The organism is Microbacterium sp. CFBP 13617, assembly GCF_014839445.1.
Lineage (GTDB): Bacteria > Actinomycetota > Actinomycetes > Actinomycetales > Microbacteriaceae > Microbacterium.
The window spans coordinates 457,096-479,716 of sequence record NZ_JACYNW010000004.1 but is presented as its reverse complement, the minus strand read 5'-3'; the positions used below and the strand labels follow the sequence as shown (position 1 = coordinate 479,716).

General features: G+C 70.5%; 22 protein-coding genes. 10 read left to right on the top strand and 12 right to left on the bottom strand.

Annotated features, from left to right (window positions below; all coding sequences use genetic code 11):
- Window positions 1-5: 5 nt before the first annotated feature.
- The 6 genes from IFU40_RS14180 to IFU40_RS14155 all read right to left on the bottom strand — a co-directional run bounded on the left by IFU40_RS14180 (window position 6) and on the right by IFU40_RS14155 (window position 7,862).
- Window positions 6-1,538, bottom strand: a complete 1,533-nt coding sequence (locus tag IFU40_RS14180; RefSeq protein ID WP_191926737.1) for an ABC transporter substrate-binding protein — start codon at window positions 1,536-1,538, stop codon at window positions 6-8.
- A 102-nt stretch (window positions 1,539-1,640) separates the two neighbouring features.
- The gene (locus IFU40_RS14175; RefSeq protein WP_249404232.1) at window positions 1,641-2,402 is read right to left on the bottom strand and encodes a DUF1684 domain-containing protein; all 762 of its coding nucleotides are present in this window, start codon (window positions 2,400-2,402) and stop codon (window positions 1,641-1,643) included.
- Between the two features lie 183 nt (window positions 2,403-2,585).
- On the bottom strand, window positions 2,586-3,362 hold the full coding sequence (locus tag IFU40_RS14170; protein WP_191926735.1) for an LLM class flavin-dependent oxidoreductase: 777 nt from the start codon (window positions 3,360-3,362) through the stop codon (window positions 2,586-2,588).
- The gene (locus IFU40_RS14165; protein WP_191926734.1) at window positions 3,359-4,240 is read right to left on the bottom strand and encodes an LLM class flavin-dependent oxidoreductase; all 882 of its coding nucleotides are present in this window, start codon (window positions 4,238-4,240) and stop codon (window positions 3,359-3,361) included. Before IFU40_RS14165 ends, IFU40_RS14170 begins: the two co-directional genes overlap by 4 nt.
- Window positions 4,241-4,405: 165 nt before the next feature.
- Window positions 4,406-6,931 (bottom strand): ATP-dependent Clp protease ATP-binding subunit, encoded by a 2,526-nt coding sequence (locus tag IFU40_RS14160; RefSeq protein ID WP_191926733.1) that lies wholly within the window; start codon window positions 6,929-6,931, stop codon window positions 4,406-4,408.
- A gap of 94 nt (window positions 6,932-7,025) precedes the next feature.
- Window positions 7,026-7,862 carry a hypothetical protein gene (locus IFU40_RS14155; protein WP_191926732.1) on the bottom strand — a complete coding sequence of 279 codons (837 nt, stop codon included), beginning with the start codon at window positions 7,860-7,862 and terminating at the stop codon, window positions 7,026-7,028.
- 143 nt (window positions 7,863-8,005) lie between these two features.
- On the opposite strand from IFU40_RS14155, the gene IFU40_RS14150 reads away from it, so the two are divergent.
- From IFU40_RS14150 to IFU40_RS14130, 5 genes are read left to right on the top strand one after another with little or no spacing between them, the layout of a single operon-like run.
- Window positions 8,006-8,791: an EI24 domain-containing protein gene (locus IFU40_RS14150; RefSeq protein ID WP_191926731.1), complete on the top strand. Its 786-nt coding sequence runs from the start codon at window positions 8,006-8,008 to the stop codon at window positions 8,789-8,791.
- A 24-nt stretch (window positions 8,792-8,815) separates the two neighbouring features.
- Window positions 8,816-8,965, top strand: coding sequence for a hypothetical protein (locus IFU40_RS14145; protein ID WP_013585971.1), 150 nt, complete (start codon window positions 8,816-8,818; stop codon window positions 8,963-8,965).
- A gap of 42 nt (window positions 8,966-9,007) precedes the next feature.
- Complete coding sequence (locus IFU40_RS14140; protein WP_191926730.1) at window positions 9,008-10,672, top strand: alpha-keto acid decarboxylase family protein; 1,665 nt, start codon at window positions 9,008-9,010, stop codon at window positions 10,670-10,672.
- 28 nt (window positions 10,673-10,700) lie between these two features.
- Complete coding sequence (locus IFU40_RS14135) at window positions 10,701-11,804, top strand: methyltransferase (protein WP_191926729.1); 1,104 nt, start codon at window positions 10,701-10,703, stop codon at window positions 11,802-11,804.
- 52 nt (window positions 11,805-11,856) lie between these two features.
- A complete protein-coding gene (locus IFU40_RS14130) occupies window positions 11,857-12,411 on the top strand; it encodes a hypothetical protein (protein WP_191926728.1) in 555 nt (184 codons plus the stop codon).
- A 70-nt stretch (window positions 12,412-12,481) separates the two neighbouring features.
- Here IFU40_RS14130 and IFU40_RS14125 read toward each other — a convergent pair whose 3' ends face one another.
- The gene (locus IFU40_RS14125; RefSeq protein WP_055839837.1) at window positions 12,482-12,946 is read right to left on the bottom strand and encodes a DUF3817 domain-containing protein; all 465 of its coding nucleotides are present in this window, start codon (window positions 12,944-12,946) and stop codon (window positions 12,482-12,484) included.
- A gap of 298 nt (window positions 12,947-13,244) precedes the next feature.
- Here IFU40_RS14125 and IFU40_RS14120 point away from each other — a divergent pair, with 298 nt between their 5' ends.
- The 4 genes from IFU40_RS14120 to IFU40_RS14105 are packed head-to-tail and all read left to right on the top strand — an operon-like array spanning window position 13,245 to window position 16,600.
- Window positions 13,245-14,270: an FUSC family protein gene (locus tag IFU40_RS14120; RefSeq protein ID WP_055839840.1), complete on the top strand. Its 1,026-nt coding sequence runs from the start codon at window positions 13,245-13,247 to the stop codon at window positions 14,268-14,270.
- 8 nt (window positions 14,271-14,278) lie between these two features.
- Window positions 14,279-14,776: a hypothetical protein gene (locus IFU40_RS14115; RefSeq protein ID WP_191926727.1), complete on the top strand. Its 498-nt coding sequence runs from the start codon at window positions 14,279-14,281 to the stop codon at window positions 14,774-14,776.
- A 55-nt stretch (window positions 14,777-14,831) separates the two neighbouring features.
- Window positions 14,832-15,677 carry a ribokinase gene (locus IFU40_RS14110; RefSeq protein WP_342343536.1) on the top strand — a complete coding sequence of 282 codons (846 nt, stop codon included), beginning with the start codon at window positions 14,832-14,834 and terminating at the stop codon, window positions 15,675-15,677.
- Complete coding sequence (locus tag IFU40_RS14105; RefSeq protein ID WP_191926725.1) at window positions 15,674-16,600, top strand: nucleoside hydrolase; 927 nt, start codon at window positions 15,674-15,676, stop codon at window positions 16,598-16,600. The genes IFU40_RS14110 and IFU40_RS14105 overlap by 4 nt, the downstream gene beginning before the upstream one ends.
- A gap of 16 nt (window positions 16,601-16,616) precedes the next feature.
- On the opposite strand, the gene IFU40_RS14100 is transcribed toward IFU40_RS14105, so the two are convergent.
- From IFU40_RS14100 to nrdH, 5 genes are all read right to left on the bottom strand, one after another.
- On the bottom strand, window positions 16,617-16,781 hold the full coding sequence (locus tag IFU40_RS14100; RefSeq protein ID WP_191926724.1) for a hypothetical protein: 165 nt from the start codon (window positions 16,779-16,781) through the stop codon (window positions 16,617-16,619).
- 116 nt (window positions 16,782-16,897) lie between these two features.
- Window positions 16,898-17,872: a class 1b ribonucleoside-diphosphate reductase subunit beta gene (gene nrdF / locus IFU40_RS14095; RefSeq protein WP_055838028.1), complete on the bottom strand. Its 975-nt coding sequence runs from the start codon at window positions 17,870-17,872 to the stop codon at window positions 16,898-16,900.
- Between the two features lie 38 nt (window positions 17,873-17,910).
- A complete protein-coding gene (gene nrdE, locus IFU40_RS14090) occupies window positions 17,911-20,079 on the bottom strand; it encodes a class 1b ribonucleoside-diphosphate reductase subunit alpha (protein ID WP_055838031.1) in 2,169 nt (722 codons plus the stop codon).
- Window positions 20,061-20,501 carry a class Ib ribonucleoside-diphosphate reductase assembly flavoprotein NrdI gene (nrdI, locus tag IFU40_RS14085; RefSeq protein ID WP_055838034.1) on the bottom strand — a complete coding sequence of 147 codons (441 nt, stop codon included), beginning with the start codon at window positions 20,499-20,501 and terminating at the stop codon, window positions 20,061-20,063. The genes nrdE and nrdI overlap by 19 nt, the downstream gene beginning before the upstream one ends.
- A 28-nt stretch (window positions 20,502-20,529) precedes the next feature.
- Entirely contained in the window at window positions 20,530-20,763 is a 234-nt protein-coding gene (gene nrdH, locus IFU40_RS14080) for a glutaredoxin-like protein NrdH (protein ID WP_055838040.1), read from the bottom strand.
- A 410-nt stretch (window positions 20,764-21,173) separates the two neighbouring features.
- On the opposite strand from nrdH, the gene IFU40_RS14075 reads away from it, so the two are divergent.
- A complete protein-coding gene (locus tag IFU40_RS14075) occupies window positions 21,174-22,379 on the top strand; it encodes an MFS transporter (protein ID WP_055838043.1) in 1,206 nt (401 codons plus the stop codon).
- Window positions 22,380-22,621 lie beyond the last annotated feature (242 nt).

Here is a 22,621-nt window from a genome sequence, read left to right as displayed (position 1 = left end):
GATGATCAGGCCTTCTGGATGCCGTAGACGTAGAACAACGAGTTCAGGCCGTTCTCGGGCACGCCCGTCACGCCGGGCGCGGCCACGCGCAGCTGCGGGTTGAGGTACAGCCAGACGCTCGCGGCGTCGTCGGAGATCTGCTGGTTGACCTGACGGATGAGCGCGGTCTGCTCCTCGACGCTGCCGGCCGCCTCGGACTCCGCCAGCCACCGCTGCACATCGGCGTTGTCGTAGCCCCAGTAGAAGTCGGGGTTGCCGTAAAAGTTGATGTCGCGGTCGTTGACGTGGCCCTGGAGCGTCGCCTGGAAGTCCTTGTCGGTGTAGACCTGCTGGTACCACTGGTCGTCGGTGATGATCTCGATGTCGACCGTGATGCCGACCTTGGCCAGCTCCGACTTCAGGAACTCGGCGACCGTGGAGTGCACGCCCGAGTCGGGCGTCTTGATCGAGAACGTGAACCCGCCCGCGTACCCCGCCTCGGTGAGCAGCTGCGCGCTGAGGGCCGGGTCGTAGGGGTTGTTGTCGGCGAGGTCGATGTACCACGGCTCCGACGGCGGGACCATCGAGCCGATGAGCTGGCCGCGGCCGTCCCAGATGGCATCCAGCAGCTTCTGCCGGTCGATCGCCGAGTAGATCGCCTTGCGCACCTTCACGTCGTTGAACGGCTCGATGCGGTCGTTGAACGCGAGCAGCTCCTTGGTGGTGGAGGTGCCCTCGATGATCTGGAAGCCCGCCGCCTCGAACTCGGCCAGGCTGTCGGGGTTGGCCTGGCTGGTGACGAGGTCGACGGCGCCGGTGAGCAGCGCGTTGTTCAGCGCGGTGGGGTCGGCGTAGTACTGGTAGACGACGCCTCCGTTGGCGGGCGCGTCCGCCCAGTAGTCGGGGAACACGTCGAGGCTGATCGAGTCGCCCTTGCGGTAGTCGGCCAGCTCGTAGGGGCCGGTGCCGTCGGCGGTGGCGGTGAGGTCGCCCGCCTCGGAGTTGACGATCCAGACGTAGCCGAGGTTGTAGGTGAAGCTGATCGACGGCTGCTTCAGCGTCACCTCGACCGTCGAATCGTCCACCGCGGTCGCGGTGTCGATGACGCTCAGCTGACGCTTGCGCGCGGCGATGGAGTCGTCGCCGATGAAGCGCTCCAGGCTGTAGACCACGTCGGCGGCGGTGAGGGCCTTGCCCGAGTGGAAGGTGGCGTCGCGCAGCGTGAACGTGTAGGTCAGGCCGTCGTCCGACACCGCGGTCTCGGCCGCGAGCAGGGGCTCGACCTCGGCGTCGTCGGTGATCTTGAACAGACCCTCGTAGACGTTGCCGGTGAACACCTCGGTGACGCCCGACGACCCGCCGAAGATCTGGTCGAGGTTGGTGGGCTCGTTCTGCGAGCCGACGACGATCTCGGCCTGCGGGTCGGACGCACCGCCCGAGGCGGAGCCGTCGCCCGTGGCGGAGCCGCCTCCGGCGGCGCATCCGGCGAGAACGAGCAGTCCGGCGGTGGCGACCGCGATGGCGGCGCCGAGGCGGGTGGAGCGGAAGCGTGAGGACACGTCGATTCCTTCTGGTGGTGAGGGGCGGGGACGCGCCGAGTGCTGTGGGCGCGGGTGGAGCGGGGTGAGGGATGCCAGGGGGCTGGCGGCATCCGGATCGGGTCAGGGGTGGAAGTCGCCCTCGAAGCGCACGCGCTTCTCGCCCGCGCGAACGGGGAACGGCAGACGGTTCTGCGGGGGCGGAAGCGGGCAGTTCATCTGGCTCGAGAAGCCGCACGGCGGGACGATGGCGCGGTTGAAGTCGACGTCGATCTCGACGCTCTCTCCCGCGGCCAGGGGGCGGTCGGATGCCGGGCGGTCGAGGAAGAGGAAACGCCCGGCGCCGTAGCTCTCCACGCCGTTGGTCGCATCGCCGAACACCAGCTGCAGCTTGGCCGTGCCCGCGTAGGTCGTGTCGAAGGCGGCCAGGCGGAACTCGCGACCGTCGACCTCGAAGACCAGATCGCCCGAGACGGGGAGGGCGCGCGTCGCACCGTCATCGCGAATGTGCTCGAACGGAACCACGCGCTCTTCGTCGACGAGCTCGAAGCGTCCCCGCAGAACCCACGACGGGTCGTAGTCGTAGGTCTCGATCGCCTCGAACGCCTGGTTGGCGGGGGAATCGCGCCGCCAGATGCGGTACCCCTGCTGCGTCTCGCCCGAGTCGATGTCGGCGCGCTGCAGGCGGGTGAGCAGCGCGTCGTCGGGATGACCCGCGCGGGCGGCGGCGTCGTCGACGGCCGGGGTGCCGGCGGGCGACCAGTGAGTCAGGACGAGAGCGAGCGGCCCCTGCGGGGCGGTGACGGCGGCATGGCGCGCGGCGATCCACTGGGCGTGGGCGGCCGGAGCCGTGTCGTTCGAGGCGGTGGGGGGCGAGGAGGACATCATCATCAGTCTCACAACGCCGCGCCCGTCGCGAGAAATTCCGTGACGGACTGTTTCCGTTCGGGAGCCCGGAAGGTGCCCCTCCCGCACGGTCCGGTGCGACAGCCGAAGTACGCACCGTGACGGCGGCGCCCGCCGGCAACACGCGGTGGCACCTGCCCGCCCTCCGGCGCGCCGGATCGCTCAGCCGGGCGCGGGAGCCACGCGCCGGGCGAAGTCGACGTACGCCTCGACGGTGTCTTCGGGCACGATCGCGCGCAGCACGACCTCGTCGGCGGCCGCCGTGTACGCCGCGAGCGCGTCACCCAGCTCGGCGGCATCGCGGATCGTCGTGTCGACGGCATCCACCCCCATCCGTGCGAAGTTGGCCGCGTAGTTCGGGAACGAGGCGTAACGGGCCGTCTCGGCGTCGAGACGCTCGCGCGCGGCCGAGTCGATCGCCGTGCGCACGTAGACCGCGACGTGCGCGGAGGGAGCGACCGTGTGCAGCGCCTCGGACTGCGCGTGCGCCTCGGTGGGCGGCACCCAGTTCAACAGCACGCCCTCGGCGTGCTCGGCGCCCGTGCGACGCATTTTCGGGCCCAGCGCCCCGACGAGCACCCGTGGGATATCCGCGGCGTGCAGCACCTCGATGGCCCCGCGCACCCGCGCGAGCGCGCCCTGCTTCGCCATTCCCGAGCCGATGCCGAGGGTCAGGCGGTCCAGCGGAAGACCGAGCGATGCCACCGCGGCGGCGATCTCGTCGGCGGGGCGCCGGTCGACGGGAACGACGCCCGTGGCCAGACGCAGGCGTTCGGTCACGCGGCCCGCGGCCGCGAGGGCGGCGAGGGCATCGCCGTCGGGGGTGTCGTTGATCCAGAGCGTGTCGAAGCCGGCGCTCTCGACCGCCGGAGCGATCTCGGCGATGGCCTCGGGGCCCAGCGAGCCGGCGAGACCGAGAGAGACGGCACCCCGTGTCACGAGACGCCTCCGGCGTGGGGAACGGCCACCGCGACCTGGCCCACCGCCGAGAAGAACGCCGCCAGGTCGACGTCGTCGGTCGGCAGGAGCACGACGTCGTCGACGCCGGCCGCTTGGAAGCGCGCGACCCCCTCAGCGACCTCGGACACCGAGCCGGCGAGGACCCGGTCGGCGGCATCGTCGCGATCGGCGAGCACCGCGGTGGCACGAGCGCGCGCGTCGGGACCGAAGGCGGTGAGCACGTAGGCCACGATGTCGGCCCGACCCTCGCGGCCGGCCTCGGCCCGCCCCGCCTGCACGGTCGCGACCGCGGAGGCGATCTCGGCGACGGTGTGCCTGCTGTCGAGCACCACCCCGTCGGCCACGGCACCCGCGAGCGCCAGCGTCTTGGGCCCCTCGGCCGCGGCGTACACGAGCGGCGCCTGAGCGGGCGGCCAGTCGAGAGCGACGTCGCGCAGCTTCACGTAGCGTCCCTCGGTGCTCACCGTCTCGCCCGCAAGCAGAGACCGCAGGGCCGGCAGGTGCTCCTGCATGAGCGTCAGGGGCGAGGCGGCCTTCGCCCCGACCTGTCGCATCCAGTCCTGCACCCCGTGGCCGAAGCCGGGCAGCAGACGCCCGGGGAACATGCGCTCGATCGTGGCGACCTCCATCGCCGACGCGGCGACGTTTCGCAACGGAAGGGGGGCGATCCCGATGCCGATGCGCAGGTGATCGGTGACGGCGAGCGCCGCAGCGGCGGCCGCCCACGCCGACGAGCGGAAGCAGTCCTCCCAGAGCCACAGCTCGTCGACCCCCGCGTCTTCGGCCGCGCGCGCAGCGTCACGCAGCTTCTCGGGCGGGTGCGGGTACGGGCTGAAGATCGTGCCGATACGACTCATGCGTCTACTCTGCCGGGCCCCTCCGACATCGGGCGAGGGGGTGGCGCGAGTCGTGCCGATCCAGCTGGGTCCTTCACGGGCCGGGCCATCCGAGGGACCACCATTGCGGCGCGCCCACAGACGACGAACGCCCCGGGACCGAGGTCCCGGGGCGTTCGTCCTGTCTTACGCCGCGAGCGCCTGTGCGGCCGCCCCGACCACGAAACCCGTGGGGGTGGCATCCACCGTCACCGCTCCGCCGTCGACCAGGTCTCCCGACACGAACAGGTCGGCGACGCGATCGTCGACCTCGCGCTGGATGACGCGGCGCAGGGGCCGGGCTCCGTACTCGGGCTCGTAGCCCACCTCGGCCAGCCGGTCGACGGCCGCGTCGGTGACGTCGAGCGCGACGCCCCGTGCCGAGAGTCGGCGCGAGGTCGCGTCGAGCAGCAGGCGCACGATCCGGCGCAGCTGCGTCTTCTCGAGCTTGCGGAACAGCACGATGTCGTCGATGCGGTTGAGGAACTCGGGCCGCATGGCCTCGCGGAGCTTTCCCATCACGCGATCGCGCAGATCGTCGTCGGCGAACTCGCGGCCGGTCGTGGTGAAACCGATCGCCCCGGAACGGGATGCCAGCACCTCGGCGCCCAGGTTGGAGGTCATCACGATCACGGTGTTGCGGAAGTCGACCGTGCGCCCCTGGCCGTCGGTGAGACGACCGTCGTCGAGCACCTGCAGCAGCAGGGTGAAGACGTCGGGGTGGGCCTTCTCGATCTCGTCGAACAGCACCACCGAGTAGGGAGCGCGACGCACGCGCTCGGTGAGCTGGCCGGCCTCGTCGTAGCCGACGTATCCGGGAGGGGCACCGATCAGCCGCGACACCGTGTGACGTTCGCCGAACTCGCTCATGTCGAATCGGATCACGGCGGCGTCGTCGTCGAAGAGCGAGCCCGCCAGGGCCTTCGCCAGTTCGGTCTTCCCGACGCCGGTGGGGCCGAGGAACAGGAACGATCCGACGGGACGGCTCTCATCCCCCATGCCCGTGCGGTTGCGGCGCACGGCCTTGGCGACGGCCGCGACGGCATCGGCCTGCCCGATGACCCGGGCGTGCAGTTCGTCCTCCAACTGCGACAGGCGGCCGCGCTCGGTGGCCGTGAGGCGAGCGACGGGAATCCCGGTGGACCGGCTGATCACCGCGGCGATCTCGGGCTCGTCGACCACCGCAGCCGATCGCGGCCGGGTGGTGGCCGCGTCGAGCCGCGCCTGCACATCGGCCATCTCGTCTCGCAGACGTGAGGCTTCCTCGTAGTGCTCGGCCGACACGGCGGCGTTCTTGTCGGCCTCGAGGGTCGCGAGTCGGGCGAGCAGATCCGTGGTGTCGACGCGCACGCCCAGCTTCAGCCGCAGACGGGCGCCCGCCTGGTCGATGAGGTCGATCGCCTTGTCGGGCAGCACGCGGTCGGGCAGGTACCGGTCGCTCAACTCGACGGCGGCCCGGAGGGCGTCGTCGGTGTAGGACACGGCGTGGTGCTGCTCGTAGGCCGCGCGGAGCCCGTGCAGGATCTCCACGGCATCCGGGATCGACGGCTCCCCCACGCGCACGGGCTGCAGACGGCGCTCGAGTGCGGGGTCCTTCTCGATCGTGCGGTACTCGCGCAGGGTGGTGGCGCCGATCAGGTGCACGTCGCCGCGGGCCAGGCGGGGCTTGAGGATGTTGCCGGCATCCATCGACCCGTCGCCGCTGCCGCCCGCACCGACGAGTGTGTGCACCTCGTCGATGAAGACCACGAGCTTGTCGGATGCCGCGATCTCGTCGAGCGTCTGGGTGAGGCGCTCTTCGAAGTCGCCGCGGTACCGCGCTCCGGCGAGCATGGCGGCGAGATCGATCGAGACCACACGCGTGTCGCGCAGCTGCTCGGGCACGTCACCGGCGACGATCGCCCGCGCGAGTCCCTCGACGACGGCGGTCTTTCCCACGCCGGCCTCGCCGATGAGCACGGGGTTGTTCTTCGTGCGACGGCTGAGGATCTCGAGGGTCTGCTCGATCTCGTCGGAGCGCCCGATCACCGGGTCGAGTGCGCCCGCGGCCGCGCGCGCCGTGAGATCGGTGCCGAAGCGGTCGAGGTTCGGGGTGACGGATGCCGACTCGGCGGGCGCGTCGACCTCGTCGCCGCCGACGACGGTCTCACGCACGCCCTGGGTCAGGGCTTCGGCGGTGACTCCGGCCTGGGCGAGGATCTGGCCGGCGGGGGCGTCTTGAGCGAGGACGAGGGCGAAGAAGAGGTGGTCGGGGTCGACGTAGGTCGATCCGGCCGCGCGGGCGACCTGGAAGGCGTGGAACAGCGCGCGCTGCACCGAACCCGCGACGACCGCACCGTCGACGTCGGCGGCAGGACCGGCCGCCGGCAGACGGCTCTCGGCCGCGCGGGCGATGGCGGCGGGGTCGGCTCCCAGGCGCGCGACGGCCTCGTTCGCGGGGGATCGTCCCACTAGGACGTGCAGCACGTGCAGAGCGTCGAGCTCGCGCTGGCCGCGGCCGAGCGCGAAGCGGCCGGCGGCCTGCAGGGCGTCCTGGGTGCGGGCGCTGAGGAAGCGGCTCAGATCGATCGAGCGTTCGGCGCGCGCCTGCTCGCCCGCCAGGTAGCGCGCGAGGAACTCATCGAACGACTGGGCGCCGTCGTCTGCGGCGCCGGGGGTGACATTCTCGGGCAATTCCGTCTCCTGATACGTGAGTGCAACGGACTCAAGTTTGATACTTGAGCGTCGACGTATCAAGGTAACGCCGCTGCTCGCGGCGTATTCCCGGTCACAAGCGCAACGTCGGATCGACCTCGTTCCATAGCTCGATCGTCTGCACCAGCCAGAACACGGCGAACAGCGCTACTGAGACGGCCTCCCCCCACAGGATCACCGGAACGGCCGCCGTGTCGACGCCCGCGAGAAGCGCCCCCACGAGAGCCGCCAGCGTCAGAACGATGGCCACGGCGACCGCGCCGTACGCGAGGCGAACACCCCGCCCGCGCGACGAGCGCGGATGCGGGCGCCACGCGGCGAGGGCGGCGACAGCGGCGATGAGGAGGAAGAACCCCACGGCGGCCGCCTCGTGCACGATCACGAGGAACGACGTCGGCGACACCCCCGCCCAGACCGCACCGGCGACCACCAGCGCCGCGACCGTCGCCGCCGTCAGCGTCACCCCGCGACTCGTCGTGCCCTGCACCCGGGCGAGGATCAGTGCGGCGATGACCCCGAGCAGCACGACGGATGCCACGGCCACGGCGTTGTTGACCACGGTCGGCATCACCGCGTCGGGAACGCACGCCGTCGCCCCGGGGCAGCCCGAGCCGGGCCCCGCGACCGCCGTGGGCAGGTAGGCGATCGCGAGGGCGAGGACCGCGGCGACGTCGAGCAGAGCCTGCTCGAGGCTTCGCCCCGACAGCGCCAGCAGCGCGAGGGCGATGGCGCTCAGCGCCCCGACGAACACCGGTCCGGCGGGCGTGTAGTACGCCGAGCTGATCGACGGCAGCGGGTCGCCGCCCGCGATCTCGATACCGACCGAGAGGGCGAGGAAGACCGTCGCGCCGATCAGCGCCAGGCGCACGTACCGGTACGTGCGCTGCGTGGACGTCGTGCGAAGGCGCATACCGACATCGTGGCAGCGGCTTCCGACATCGTCACCGAGGCGCCCGGGCCCCGGAGAAGCGCGTGAGGACCGGAGGCACCGCGAGGGGCGGAGACGCGCAAGGGTCGCCTGTGATGTCGGGGGGTTCTGCCACACTCGTCGGCATGCGCGAATTCCTCTCCGGCGCCGGGCTCCTGGCCCGCGGCCTCGGTCAGTGGCGCCGCACGCCCGGCGCGATGGCCCTCGGACTCATCCCGGGAACGGTGGTCGGCCTGGTCTTCGCCGCAGCTCTCGTCGCGTGGGGTTTCGCTCTGCCCGGCCTCGTCGTGGGCTGGACGCCGTTCGCCGACGACTGGGTGCCGTTCTGGGCCGACGCGGCCCGCACCGCCCTGGGCCTCGCGTCGTTCGGCGCGGCCCTGCTGCTCGTCGTCGTGTCGTTCACCGCCGTCACGCTGCTGGTCGGCGAGCCGTTCTACGACCGCATCTGGCGCGCCACGGAACGCAGTCACACGGGTCGCGTCCCCGACACCGACTACGGGTTCTGGCGCGCCGTGGGCGACAGCGTCCGATTGATCTCCCGCGGCATCCTCGCCGCAGCGGCGGCCTGGCTGCTCGGGCTCATCCCCTTCGTCGGCGGCGTCCTGGGCTTCGTCACCGGAGTGGTGCTGACCGGCTGGCTGCTCGCCGACGAGCTCACCTCGCGCGCCCTGTCGGCGCGGGGTCTCGATCGCCGCGCGCGCCGCGACATCCTGCGCGCCCATCGCGCTCGCGCCCTCGGTTTCGGGGTCGCCACGCAGCTGTGCTTCCTGGTGCCCCTCGGTGCCGTCGCGGTCATGCCCGCCGCCGTCGCGGGCAGCACCCTCTGGGCGCACGCCGCTCTCGACGAGATGCCCCGTCGACCCGCCGCGCCGCGCCCCGTCGCGGTCCCGCCGGCCGACCCGGCGCGATAGCCTGGACCGACCGAAGGGATCTTCATGTTCATCGTCTCGCTCATCCTGTTCGTCGGGGGCATGCTGCTCACCGGCCTCTCGTTCTCGCTCGCAGCCCCCGCGCTGTTCTTCGCCCTGGGCATCATCCTGGTCTCGGCGTCGTTGGCTCTCCCCTTCCACTTCGGCACCCGGTAAGCCGCTCGGCGGCACGGCACACGGCAGAGAGCGCGGGCGACGATGTCGACGTACACGGTGGCCGATTACCTGCTCGATCGGCTCGCCGAGTCGGGCGTCCGTCATCTGTTCGGCGTTCCCGGTGACTTCACCCTCGCGTTCCTCGACCATGTCGAGCGGCATCCGCTGATCGAGTGGGTGGGGTGCGCGAACGAGCTCGGTGCCGGGTACGCCGCCGACGGTTATGCCCGCCTGCACGGTCTCGGTGCCCTCAGCACGACCTTCGGCGTGGGTGAGCTCTCGGCCATCAGCGCGGTGGCGGGCAGCTTCGCCGAGCACGTTCCCGTGCTCCACGTCGTCGGCGCACCGACCACCGCCGTCCAGGCGGCGGGCCGTGCGAGCCACCACTCGCTCGGCGACGGCGACTTCGGCCACTTCGCCCGCATGACCGCCGAGGTCACCGCGGCGCACGAGGTGCTGTCGGCGACCGATGCCACGACCCAGATCGACCGTGTGCTCGCCGAGGTGCGCCATCGGCGCCTGCCGGGGTATCTGCTCATCCCGGCCGATGTGAGCGAGGCTCCGGCTTCTCCCCCGGCCGCGGCGCTTCCCGCCCCCGACGTCGTCACCGACCCCGCCGTGCTGGCCCGGTTCCGCGATGCGCTGGGTGCCCGCCTCGAGGTGGCCGACTCGGTCTCGGTGCTCGCCGACATCCTCGTCGCGCGTCTGTCGGCCGAACCGTCCCTGCACCGCGTGCTCGCGCAGGGCGTGCCGCACGCCTCGCTGCTGTGGGGGCGCCGAGTCGTCGACGAGTCGGCTCCGGCTTACCTGGGGTCGTACCTCGGCGCAGCCAGTGCCCCCGCCGTGCGCGACGGGATCGAGACCGCCGATCTGCTCGTCATGGCGGGTGTGCAGTTCACCGACCTCACCAGCGGGTTCTTCTCGCAGCGCATCGATCCGGCACGCACGGTCGAGATCCGCGGCGAGCACACGCGCGTCGGAGACGATGACTTCCGCCCGCTCGCGATGCGCGACGCGCTCGACGCCGTCGCCGACGCCCTCGCCGCACAGGGCGATCGCTTCCGCGCCCCCGCGGTCGACGTGGTGCCGGCCGCACGCGAGCCCCTCGACCCCTCGGCCACGCTGAGCCAGACGGCGCTGTGGCGCGAGATCGCCGGTTTCCTGCGCGACGGCGACACCGTGCTCGCCGACCAGGGCACGTCGTTCTACGGCATGGCCGGCGAACGCCTCCCTCACGGCGTGGTCTTCGGCGGCCAGCCGCTGTGGGCGGCCATCGGCTTCACCCTTCCCGCGATCCTCGGCGCGGCCCTCGCCCGCCCCGAACGGCGTCCCGTGCTGCTCATCGGCGACGGCGCCGCTCAGCTCACGGTCGGCGAGCTCGGCACGCTCGTGCGCCAGGGCATCCCCGCCGTGATCGTGGTCGTCGACAACGCCGGGTACACCGTCGAACGGGTGATCCACGGGCTGCACGAGCGGTACAACGACATCGCCACGTGGGACTGGACGGCCCTCCTCGCCGCCATGGACCCCACCGGCACGAGTGTCGGCGTGCGCGTCGACACCGTCGGCGCGCTGACCGAGGCCCTGGCAACGGCGCGCTCGGCGACGGGCCTGACGCTGGTGCAGGCCGTGGTGCCGTCCGACGACGTGCCGCCCGTGCTCGCCGACCTGGCCTCCGCGGCGGCGGCGGCCAACCGCCGCGCCTGAGGCCAGGAGCAGCGGGTACCGTGGCACGGTGCCCTTCTCCTTCGAATCCCTCCGCCGCTGGCCCGATCTCGAAGGGCCCGAGCTGTACGCCGCCGACGCGGCCGATCGACTGATCCTCGACGAATCGGCCGAGGCCCGCGCCGCCGCCGTCGACGGTCAGCTGGTGGTGATCGGCGACGACTACGGCGCGCTCACGCTCGCCGCGGCCGACGCCGGCGCCCGTGGCATCCGCGTGCACCAGGACGGCGTCATCGGCGAGAAGGCCCTGGCGGCGAACGCCGAGACCGCGGGCCTGTCCGACACGTTCGTCTCGCGGGACCGGGATGCCGCCCTGCTCGCCGACGCGCGCGTCGTGCTGCTGCGCCTCCCCCGCTCGCTGCGCGAGCTCCGTGACATCGCCGGGCTGATCGCGCTGCACGCCCACCCCGACGTCGTCGTGTTCGCGGGCGGCCGCCTCAAGCACATGACGGTCACCATGAACGAGGTGCTGCGCGAGTACTTCGACCGGGTCGACGTCTCTCACGCCCGACAGAAGTCCCGTGTGCTCCTCGCCCGCGGCCCCCGTGACGGCGCCGAGCCCCAGCCCGAGCGTGCCACGGTCGACGGTCTCGAGATCCGCGCCTTCGGCGGTGCCTTCGCCGGCGCCTCGATCGACATCGGCACCCGCCTGCTGCTGGCGCACCTGCCGGCACCGAGCGGCGACGACGCCATCGACCTGGCCTGCGGCACCGGCGCGGTCGCCGCAGCCCTCGCCGTCCGGCATCCCTCCCTTCGCGTGATCGCGAGCGACCAGTCGGCGATCGCCGTCGCCTCGGCGCGGGCGACCGCCGACGCGAACGGCGTCGCCGACCGAATCGAGGTCGTGCGCGACGACCTTCTGCGCTCGCAGCCCGAGGCTTCCGCCTCGTTCATCGCGCTGAACCCGCCGTTCCACGTGGGCGCCGCCATCCACGAGGGAGTCGCCCCCCGCATGTTCTCGGACGCGGCCCGGGTGCTGCGCTCCGGCGGCGAGCTGTGGACGGTGTGGAACTCGGCCCTGCAGTACCGACCGGCGTTGACCCGACTGGTGGGCCCCACGCGTCAGGTCGCCCGCGATCGCAAGTTCACGGTGACGGTGTCGACGAAACCGTGAGTGCGCCGCCGCCGCGAACGGCGGATAGCCTCAGGCCCGGGAAGGATCTGTCATGCGCCATTGCCTCGCGTACGCGGTCGCCGTGAGCGTCTTGAGCGCCGCGCTGGCGACCGGCTCCCCCGCCCCGGCCTCTGCCGTGGCGCGCTTCGACCCGCTGAGCGCGAGCGACACGGTCGCCCTGCTGGCGGACTGCTCGCGAGTGACGCCGAACGGCCGCGATTACGCCGAGATGCACGACCTCGACCTCTGCGGCGTGCAGGACACCCCCGAAGACCGGCCACTGCCGACCGAGGCCGTGGGCGGCGAGGAATGCGGATCGCTGACCCTCACGACGACCGGGCGCGGCGCGGGGCTCGTCGCCGTGGAGTGGAGGGTGGCCTCGCGTACCGGTCCGATCCTGGGGATGGAGCTCGACCTGACGGTCTCGGGACGCGCGGGTGACACCGTGCACCACTTCGCGACCGCGGTCGGCAGCCCGCTCGCGTCGGACGGGGTGGTCGTTCCCGCGGGGGTCGGCAACGCCCGGGTCACGCTGTCGGGAACGGTCGAGACCTTCACCACGACCTGCACGGTCGCCTCGGCGAGCGCCCGCACGTTCGTCCGCTGAGTGCGGGAGCCGCAGGAGGAGTCGCCGACGGACGACCGTGCGTCGCACGACCCCGCGCACGCGACGAGTGTCAGCCCTTACCGCCCGGGGGGCCCACGACCAGCAGCACCACGAACACCACGGCGACCACGGCGATCAGCACCGCCGCCAGCACCCAGGGTCGACGCAGGAAGAAGCGCAGCAGCCGGTCGATCGGCCGGCGATCCCGCGGGTCGTCGCCCGCGTCGCGACGCCAGGCTCCGCGCAGGCGGCCGCTGCGCTGCAGCCAGATCTCGGTGGGGATCGTCGCGTAGGGGATGACGGCGCTCACGACCGCGACCGCTGCGGGCCCGAGGCCCCACCGCTGGTTCAGGGCGACGAGCACCGCGGTCGCGCCGTAGGCGAGGAACACGAAACCGTGGATGCCGCCCCCGATCGACACCGCGATGGGCAGATCGGCCGTGGCACGCAGGATCAGTCCCGCGATCAGCAGCGTCCACGAGATCGCCTCGGCGATCGCGAGCGTGCGAAACAGGGTCAGGGGCGTGCGGAACACGTCTCTCCTCGTTCGGGTCGGGGCCTCCCACCCTACGGACTGCGCGGCGGCGATGCCCGCCGACCGTTCGACGTCGAACGACGACGAGGACTCACTCGATGGGCTGGTCCTCGCCGTCGAGTGAGGGATCCGACTTCTCCCCCTCGGCGGCGGTCGAGGTGTCGGGCTCGGGGCCGGGTTCGATCGGGGGCTTCTCGCGTTCGGCATCCATTCCTCCACACCATCAGAAAGTGAGAGGGATGCCACACCCTTGACGCCGTCCCCCGATCGCCCGTCGCGCGGCGCGTAGGCTGAAGCAATGGCGGAATCCCGGGGGCGCGTGTGGACCGGAGTCATCCGGGTGGGACCGCGACAGGGCGATCATCGCGTCGCTGTGCGTGCCGTGATCAGCGTCGGCGTCCCGCTGCTCGTGCTCCTGCTGCTCGGTCGCCTCGACCTCAGCGTCTACGCGAGCTTCGGCGCCTTCGCCGCGCTGTACGGCCGCAACGACGTGCCGCGGGTGCGCCTGCGCATGCAGGCGACCGCCGGCGGCATGCTGTTGGCGTCGATGCTGGTGGGCACCGCCGTGTCGTTCCTGTCCACCCCGGCGCTGGGGAGCGTGGCGGTCGTCGCCGTGCTCGCGGCGGCCGTGACGCTGTTCGCCTACCGCAAGCAGTGGCACCCGCCCGGAGCGCTGTTCGCGGTGTTCGCCGCGGGTGCGACCGCGAGCTTCCCCGCCACGGCCTCGACGTTCGTCACGGTGCTGGTCGTCGGCGGTGCGAGCGTGCTGTGGAGCCTGCTCGTCTCGGCGGTGTCCGTGGTGGTACGTCGCGGATCGTGGCAGCGTCCCGCCCGCCCGCGCCCGCCGATCGGCGCCGTCGCGTGGGAGATGACCGCCACGGTCGGCGTCGCCGCGCTGCTCGCGGGCATCGCCGGCGCACTGCTGGTCGGCACCCACTGGTACTGGGCCATGGTCGGCGCCGTCGCCGCCGTCGGCGGGGCGCACGTGACCGCGCGCCTCATCCGCGGGGTGCAGCGACTGGTCGGCACACTGCTCGGCGTGCTAATCGCGGCGGGACTGCTCGCCCTGCACCTGCCGCCGTGGCTCGTCATCGTGATCGCCGTCGCCCTGCAGGCCGGGGCCGAGCTGTTCGTCGGCCGCAACTACGGCATCGCGATGATCTTCATCACCCCGCTCGCGCTGCTCATGGTGTCGCTCGCGTCGCCGGTGGGCCCCGACCTGCTGCTGCGCGACCGGGTGATCGAGACGATCATCGGCGTCGCGGTGGGAACGATCGTCGCGATCGTGTCGGCGGTGCTCCGCCGCCGTTCCTCGCTAGGGTGACCCCCGACATGAACGACCATCACGAGTCGCCCGCGCGCCGCGCCCTCGGACACGACGCCGCCGAACGCATCAGCGCGGGATGCTACGGCGCCCTCGTCTCGGCATCCACTCTCATCGGTCTCGGCAACGCCGAACTCAGCGACGTCATCGCCGTGGTCGCGCTCACCAACGTCGTGTACTTCGCCACCCACGTCTTCGCGTACTCGCTGGGCGACGTGTCGTCGAAGCGTCCGTGGCAGATCGTCCGGCACCACCTCGCGGTCGGTGCGCCGATGGTCTCGGTGACCTTCCTGCCGCTGCTGGTTGTCGTCGTGCTGTCCGCCGCGGGGGCCGACCTGCAGACGGCGCTGCTCTGGGGCGTCGGCGTGGCCATGGCCTACCTCGTCGTCGTCGCCACCGCCGGAGCGCGGCTGCGCGGCTACCCCGCCGTCGCCGTGGTGCTCACAGCGATCGGATCCGTGGTCATCTCGGGACTGCTGATCGTGGCGAAGCTGCTATTGCACTGAGGCCGTCCGGCCGCGTCACCCCGATTGTCGGCGGGTCGTGCGAGGGTGGGTTCTCGTGACCCCCGGTTCCTCCCCGCCCCTCACCGTCGTCGGCGCCATCAACGTCGACCTCACCGCCCGCGTCGAGCGCGCTCCCGCTGCCGGAGAGACGGTCGCCGACGGCGTGCTGCAGCGCGGCCCCGGCGGCAAGGGCGCCAACCAGGCGGTCGCGGCCGCCCGGCTGGGCGCCGTCGTGCGGCTGATCGGCGCGGTGGGCGACGACACCGACGGTCGTGGCATCCGGGATCAGCTCACCGCGGTCGGCGTCGACGCATCGGGCGTGCAGACCGCCGAGGCCGCGACCGGCACCGCGCTCATCGTGGTGGACGCGACGGGTGAGAATTCGATCGTCGTGTGCGCCGGCGCGAACGCCGCCATCGACGCGACGACGCTCGGGATCGAGCCGGGCGCCGCGGTGCTGATGCAGCTCGAGGTGTCGGATGCCGTCGTCTCGGCCGCCGCGACCGGCGCCGGCTTCTTCGCCCTGAACGCCGCCCCCGCCCGCTCGCTCCCCGCCGGAGTGCTCGAGCGATGCGACCTCGTGATCGTCAACGAGACTGAGTACGCGCAACTGCCCGAGGTGCACGACGCTCCCCTGCTGTGCGTGACGCTCGGCGCCGACGGCGCGCGGCTCCTCCGTCACGGCGAGCTCGTGGCCGCAGCCGCCGGTGTCGCCACGACCGTCCGCAACACCGTCGGCGCGGGCGACGCGTTCTGCGCGGCTCTCGTCATCGGGCTGCTCCGGGGAGACGCCGAGGCCGACGCCCTGGCGCGCGCCTGCACGGTGGGGTCGGCGGCCGTCGCCGACGAGGCCTCGCAGCCGGCGCTCGGCCCCCTCGACACGTACGGAGCGTCCGCATGACCCGCCGCCCGATCCTCGTCGACTGCGACACCGGCATCGACGACGCCCTCGCCCTGGCGTACCTGCTGGCCGAACCGAGCGTCGAGATCGTCGGGGTGACGACGGTCTCCGGCAACACGGATGCCGCCCGCGCCGCCGCCAACACCCTCTCGCTCTTCGAGCTCGCCGGCGAGAACGACATCCCCGTGGCCATCGGCGCCCACGACTTCCGCGGCCGCGCCTACGCCGGCGGCGCGCCCCACGTGCACGGCGACGACGGGCTCGGCGGCATCGCACTGACCGCCGCCGCCCGGGCGCACGATGCCCGCGCCGCCGTCGAGCTGATCGACCACGCGGCCACCCGGCATCCGGATCTCACCGTGCTCGCCCTCGGGCCGCTGACGAACCTCGCCGCGTACGCCGAGGCCCCCGGCGTCGCCCGGTTCGACCGTCTCGTCGTCATGGGCGGCGCGTTCGCCCACTCGGGCAACGTCACCGCGTGGGCCGAGGCGAACATCCACAACGACCCCGAAGCGGCCGCCGTCGTTCTCGCGCAGGACTGGGACACCACGCTCGTCCCCCTCGACGTCACGATGACGCAGACCCTGGATGCCACCGACCTCGTGCGCCTCGAAGCGATCCCCGGCGCTCTGCCTCAGGCGTTGGCCGCGATGCTGCCGCTGTACCTCGACTTCTACGCGGGCCGCGTGTTCCCCGACCGTCGCTGCGCGTTACACGACCCGCTCGCCGCGATGGTGGCCGCGGGGGTGCTGCGCGGGGTCAGCGTCTCGTCGGGACAGGTCGAGGTGCGGCTCGAACGCGGCGAGCGCGGGCGCACGGTGTCGTCGCGCGGTTCGTCGACGCAGCGGTGGGTGCGCGGCATGGAGGGGTCCGCGGTCGAGGTGCTGCTGGAACGGCTGGAATCGCGGGAGTGGCCGGGCTGAGGCTGCGGCCGTCGGTTCAGGAGCGGTGCAAGCGGCGCTTCAACCAGGCCGTCATGCGACCGGTGTGACGGTCGGTGAACTCGTTCGCGAGCTGGAACGCCTCGTCGCCGATGTTCGCGCCGGCGTTGATGGCCTCGATCGACCGCAGTGCGCGTCGTTCCTGTTCGTCGTCGTGGGCCATGGTGTCCAGCGTACGAGCGTCGGGAGGTCGGGGCGTCGGTCGTTGCGGTGAGAACGACGAAGCCCGCCTCGCGAGACGCGGGGCGGGCTTCGTGGTGATGCGGGGTGTGCCGGGACTCAGAAGTCCCAGTCGTCGTCTTCCGTCGCCTCGGCCTTGCCGATGACGTACGACGAACCCGACCCGCTGAAGAAGTCGTGGTTCTCGTCGGCGTTGGGCGAGAGGGCCGACAGGATCGCGGGGTTCACGTTCGTCACCGACGACGGGAACATCGCCTCGTAGCCGAGGTTCATCAGCGCCTTGTTGGCGTTGTAGTGCAGGAACTTCTTCACGTCTTCGCTGAGTCCGACCGAGTCGTACAGGCTCTGCGTGTACTGCACCTCGTTGTCGTAGAGCTCGTACATGAGCGAGAAGGTGTAGTCCTTGAGGTCCTGACGACGTGCCTCGTCGACCGTCTCGAGTCCGCGCTGGAACTTGTAGCCGATGTAGTACCCGTGCACGGCCTCGTCGCGGATGATGAGACGGATCAGGTCGGCCGTGTTCGTGAGCTTCGCCCGGCTCGACCAGTGCATCGGCAGGTAGAAGCCCGAGTAGAACAGGAACGACTCGAGCAGGGTCGAGGCGACCTTGCGCTTGAGCGGATCGTCGCCACGGTAGTAATCCATGACGATGCGCGCCTTCTTCTGAAGGAACTCGTTCTCGGTCGACCAGCGGAACGCCTCGTCGATCTCTTTCGTCGAGCACAGCGTCGAGAAGATCGACGAGTAGCTCTTGGCGTGCACCGACTCCATGAACGCGATGTTCGTGTAGACGGCTTCCTCGTGCGGGGTGAGCGCATCGGGGATGAGCGAGACCGCGCCGACCGTGCCCTGGATCGTGTCGAGGAGCGTGAGCCCCGTGAACACGCGCATGGTGAGCGTCTGCTCCTCGGGGGTGAGCGTGTTCCACGACTGGATGTCGTTCGACAGCGGCACCTTCTCGGGGAGCCAGAAGTTGTTCACCAGACGGTTCCAGACCTCGAGGTCCTTGTCGTCTTGGATGCGGTTCCAGTTGATGGCCTGCACGTGGTTCAGCAGCTGCAGCTTTTCAGCCATGGCGTTCCTGCGTCCTCTATCGGTGGATGGTCAGCGGCTCAGAGCATGCACGAGACGCACTCGGTCATGTCGGTGCCCTCGAGCGCCAGCTGACGCAGACGGATGTAGTAGATGGTCTTGATGCCCTTGCGCCACGCGTAGATCTGGGCCTTGTTGATGTCGCGGGTGGTGACGGTGTCCTTGAAGAACAGCGTCAGCGACAGGCCCTGGTCGACGTGCTGCGTGGCCGCGGCGTACGTGTCGATGACCTTCTCGTAGCCGATCTCGTAGGCGTCCTGGTAGTACTCCAGGTTCTCGTTCGTCATGAACGGAGCCGGGTAGTAGACGCGACCGAGCTTGCCTTCCTTGCGGATCTCGATCTTCGAGGCGATCGGGTGGATCGAGCTCGTGGAGTTGTTGATGTACGAGATCGACCCGGTCGGCGGCACGGCCTGCAGGTTCTGGTTGTAGATGCCGTGGGCCTGCACCGAGGCCTTCAGCTCACGCCAGTCGTCCTGCGTGGGGATCTGCACGCCCGCGAACAGCTCGGTCGCCTTCGCCGTCTGCGGCACCCACACCTGGTCGGTGTACTTGTCGAAGAACTCCCCCGACGCGTACGTCGAGTTCTCGAAGCCGTCGAAGGCCGCGCCACGCTCGATGGCGAGGCGGTTCGACGCCCGCAACGCGTGGAACAGCACCGTGTAGAAGTAGATGTTCGTGAAGTCGATGCCCTCTTCGGAGCCGTAGTACACGTGCTCACGAGCGAGGTAACCGTGCAGGTTCATCTGGCCGAGGCCGATGGCGTGCGAGCGGTCGTTCCCGTCTTCGATCGAGCGCACCGAGGCGATGTGGCTCTGCACGCTCACGGCGGTGAGGGCGCGGATCGCGGTCTCGACCGTGAGGCCCAGGTCGCCGCCGTCCATCGCCAGGGCGATGTTCATCGAGCCCAGGTTGCAGGAGATGTCCTTGCCGATGGTGTCGTACGAGAGGTCTTCGTTGTACGTCGTCGGGGTGTTGACCTGCAGGATCTCGGAGCACAGGTTCGACATGTTGATGCGGCCGGCGATGGGGTTCGCCTTGTTCACCGTGTCTTCGAACATGATGTACGGGTAGCCCGACTCGAACTGGATCTCGGCGAGGGTCTGGAAGAACTCGCGCGCGTTGATCTTCGTCTTCTTGATGCGCGGGTCGTCGACCATCTCGCGGTACTTGTCGGTGACCGAGATGTCGCCGAACGGCTTGCCGTAGACCTTCTCGACGTCGTACGGCGAGAAGAGGTACATGTCTTCGCCGTTCTTGGCGAGCTCGAACGTGATGTCGGGGATGACGACACCCAGCGAGAGCGTCTTGATACGGATCTTCTCGTCGGCGTTCTCACGCTTGGTGTCGAGGAAGCGCAGGATGTCGGGGTGGTGGGCGTTGAGGTACACCGCACCGGCACCCTGGCGGGCGCCGAGCTGGTTGGCGTAGCTGAAGCTGTCTTCGAGGAGCTTCATCACGGGGATGATGCCCGAGGACTGGTTCTCGATCTGCTTGATCGGCGCACCCGACTCGCGGATGTTCGACAGCAGCAGGGCCACGCCGCCGCCGCGCTTCGACAGCTGCAGGGCGGAGTTGATGCCGCGGGCGATCGACTCCATGTTGTCTTCGATGCGCAGCAGGAAGCACGAGACGAGTTCGCCACGCTGCGCCTTGCCGGCGTTGAGGAACGTGGGGGTGGCGGGCTGGAAGCGTCCCGAGATGATCTCGTCGACCAACTGCACCGCGAGACGCGGGTCGCCGTCGGCGAGGGCGAGGGCGGTCATGACGACGCGGTCCTCGAAGCGCTCGAGGTAGCGCTTTCCGTCGAAGGTCTTGAGCGTGTAGCTCGTGTAGTACTTGAACGCGCCGAGGAAGGTCTCGAAGCGGAACTTGGCGCCGTAGGCGCGGTCGTTGAGCTCCTGGATGAAGTCCATCGAGTACTTCGCGAGCACGGTCGGCTCGTAGTACTCCTTCTCGACGAGGTAGTCGAGGCGCTCCTTGAGCGAGTGGAAGAACACGGTGTTCTGGTTGACGTGCTGCAGGAAGTACTCGCGCGCCGCCCGCTTGTCGGCGTCGAACTGGATGTTGCCGTCGGCGTCGTACAGGTTCAGCATCGCGTTCAGGGCGTGGTAATCCAGCCCCTCGAAACGCGCCTCGGTCTTGAATTCCGCCTTGAAGTGCACGTCGGTCAGTTCAGCTTCCACCATCGTTCCAATCCCTGGGTGACGCGCTCGACGTCGTCTGGCGTGCCGAATACTTCCAGCCGGTACAGGTGCGGCACGGTGCACTTGCGGCTGATGATGTCGCCGGCGAGGCAGAATGCGTCGCCGAAGTTCGTGTTCCCCGCGGAGATGACGCCGCGGATGTTGCGTCGGTTCCGCTCCTCGTTGAGGAAGCGGATGACCTGCTTGGGGACCGCGCCCTTCTCGACGCCCCGGCCGGCACCCCCGCCATAGGTGGGGGTGACCAGCACGAAGGGTTCGTCGACGTGGAGGGGCGGATCGATCGGTCGCATCGGAATGCGCACGGCCCGCTTGCCGAGCTTCTCGATGAAACGTGCGGTGTTGCCCGACACGCTCGAGAAGTAGACCAGCAGCGGAGCCTCGGTCGCCGACAGGACAGCGCTCATGACGGGAGTCGTCGAGGCTGTCGAGGGATCAAGCGAGGCGCGAGGCGAGCTCATCGATCTTGTCGGGACGGAAGCCCGACCAGTGGTCCTCGTCGGTGATGACGACGGGGGCCTGCAGGTAGCCGAGCGACTTGACCTGCTCGAGTGCCGACGGGTCTTCCGACAGGTCGAGCACGTTGTATTCGATGCCCTTCGAGTCGAGCGCACGGTAGGTCGCGGTGCACTGGACGCAGGACGGCTTGGTGTAGACCGTGATCGCCATGTTGTCTCTCTCTCCCCTGGAAATTCTTCGTCCGAGCAAGCAGGGCTAGCCGGGACCTCAATACTACATATGGGGACCGACATCGGAAGTCACCACAAGGGGTAGTAGTTACATCCGTGTGATTTTCCACCGTCTCTCCCCATGTACAACACAGGTTGTCCACGATTTCATCCACAGATCCCACTCCTCTCCGAAGCCGTTCGACCGGCGCGATTCCGCGGTTGTTAACAGCGGCGCGCCGACTTGTCCACAGATCGGACGCTAGCGAGGGGTTCCGACATTGCACAGGTCGGCCGATCCACCCTCCGGCGTGTCGCGGGCGTGTCGCCCCGGTGGGCCCCTCCCCCTCGTCGCCCGGGGTCGGAACACCTCCGTTCCCCGATGTCGGAGGGGGGAGATAGCGTTGTGCGGTGGCCGGCTACCGCGAACTCCTCCAGACCCCCGGCGTGGGTCGCATCATCGCCGCACAGTTGACGGCGCGTTTCCCCAACGGCATGACGAGCCTCGCCGTCCTTCTGCACATCGAGCACGTCACCGGCTCCTATGGGGCCGCGGGCCTGGTCCTCGCCGCGACCAGCATCGGGCAGGCCGTCGCCGGTCCCGTCACGAGCCGCTGGATGGGCATCTGGGGCATGCGCCGGGTGCTCTCGGTGACGCTCCTCGTGTGCGCCGCCGCCATCGCCACGCTCGCCCTGATCGAGATGCCCCTGCCCCTGTACATGGTCCTGGGCCTGGTCGCCGGCCTGTCGACTCCGCCGGTGCAGTCGGCCGTCCGCACCATCTACCCCAAGATGGTCCCGTCGAAGCAGCTCACTCCCCTGTACTCGCTCGACGCCTCCCTGCAAGAGATCATCTGGGTGCTCGCGCCCGTGCTCATCACCCTCGTGGCGACCCAGGTCGGCACCGTCCCCGGTCTGCTGCTCGTCGTCGTCATCCTGCTCGGTGGCGGTGCTTGGTTCATACTCAGCCCCGAGGTCGGGCGCGTGCGCATCCCGCGCAGCCGCCGCGGCCTCGGCCGGGTGCTCGGCAAGCCGCCCGTCGTTCTCGCGACGGCGACGGGGTTCCTGCTCATCGGCGCCTGCGCCGCGGTCGAGGCGGGTGTCGTGGCGACGTTCGACCACGGCGGCCTCGAGGCGGGACTCATCCTCGCCGTCTTCGCCGTCGGCAGCCTCGCGGGCGGGCTCTCGTTCGGCCACATCCCCATCGGTCCCTGGGCCATGGCCCGTCGCTTCGCGATCGTCGCGCTCGGACTCTCGCTCACCGTCTTCTCGCTCAATGCGTGGTGGATCGGCGCGACGCTCCTCGTCGCCGGCGCGGGCATCGCCCCGGCGCTCGCGGTGATGTTCGCGATGACCTCGGCGAGCGTGCGGTTCAGCGAGACCGCCGAGGCGTACGGCTGGATCAGCACGGGGCAGCTCATCGGAGCCGCCGCGGGCTCGGCCGTCGCCGGCTTCCTCGTCGACGGCATCGGCCCGCAGGGGGCCTACGTCGCCGCGGCCGCGTTCGCCGTCGCCGGGTTCATCGTCGCGGCGGTGTTCGTGCGCGGCTTCCCCGACCTGCGCCACCGCGACTCGAGCCCCATCCCCGACACCGAGCCCGTAGAGACCATCACCTGAGCCCGGATGCCGCATCCCCGGCATCCGTCCCCCTCACCGGCGCACGTTCACCCTGCCCGCGCGGGCCACGCATCCGGCGCGGGCTCCCCGGCCGAAGCAGGCTCCTGGACCCACGGTGAGTCCTCGGCCTGCGCAGGTCCCCAGCCTCGGCTGAGCTGACAGCCGGGGCAGCCCACCGCCGAGCAGCCCCACCGCCGGGGCAGCCCCCACGCCCGGTGCGGACTCCGCCCCCGGCGCGGGAT

What these genes read in the sequence shown, in the direction of transcription:
- IFU40_RS14175 (WP_249404232.1), bottom strand. Translation starts at nt 2,402, where the DNA reads ATGTCCTCCTCGCCCCCCACCGCCTCGAACGACACGGCTCCGGCCGCC.
- IFU40_RS14165 (WP_191926734.1), bottom strand. Translation starts at nt 4,240, where the DNA reads ATGAGTCGTATCGGCACGATCTTCAGCCCGTACCCGCACCCGCCCGAG.
- IFU40_RS14155 (WP_191926732.1), bottom strand. Translation starts at nt 7,862, where the DNA reads ATGCGCCTTCGCACGACGTCCACGCAGCGCACGTACCGGTACGTGCGC.
- IFU40_RS14150 (WP_191926731.1), top strand. Translation starts at nt 8,006, where the DNA reads ATGCGCGAATTCCTCTCCGGCGCCGGGCTCCTGGCCCGCGGCCTCGGT.
- IFU40_RS14145 (WP_013585971.1), top strand. Translation starts at nt 8,816, where the DNA reads ATGTTCATCGTCTCGCTCATCCTGTTCGTCGGGGGCATGCTGCTCACC.
- IFU40_RS14140 (WP_191926730.1), top strand. Translation starts at nt 9,008, where the DNA reads ATGTCGACGTACACGGTGGCCGATTACCTGCTCGATCGGCTCGCCGAG.
- IFU40_RS14130 (WP_191926728.1), top strand. Translation starts at nt 11,857, where the DNA reads ATGCGCCATTGCCTCGCGTACGCGGTCGCCGTGAGCGTCTTGAGCGCC.
- IFU40_RS14120 (WP_055839840.1), top strand. Translation starts at nt 13,245, where the DNA reads ATGGCGGAATCCCGGGGGCGCGTGTGGACCGGAGTCATCCGGGTGGGA.
- IFU40_RS14115 (WP_191926727.1), top strand. Translation starts at nt 14,279, where the DNA reads ATGAACGACCATCACGAGTCGCCCGCGCGCCGCGCCCTCGGACACGAC.
- IFU40_RS14105 (WP_191926725.1), top strand. Translation starts at nt 15,674, where the DNA reads ATGACCCGCCGCCCGATCCTCGTCGACTGCGACACCGGCATCGACGAC.
- IFU40_RS14100 (WP_191926724.1), bottom strand. Translation starts at nt 16,781, where the DNA reads ATGGCCCACGACGACGAACAGGAACGACGCGCACTGCGGTCGATCGAG.
- nrdF (WP_055838028.1), bottom strand. Translation starts at nt 17,872, where the DNA reads ATGGCTGAAAAGCTGCAGCTGCTGAACCACGTGCAGGCCATCAACTGG.
- nrdE (WP_055838031.1), bottom strand. Translation starts at nt 20,079, where the DNA reads ATGGTGGAAGCTGAACTGACCGACGTGCACTTCAAGGCGGAATTCAAG.
- nrdI (WP_055838034.1), bottom strand. Translation starts at nt 20,501, where the DNA reads ATGAGCGCTGTCCTGTCGGCGACCGAGGCTCCGCTGCTGGTCTACTTC.
- nrdH (WP_055838040.1), bottom strand. Translation starts at nt 20,763, where the DNA reads ATGGCGATCACGGTCTACACCAAGCCGTCCTGCGTCCAGTGCACCGCG.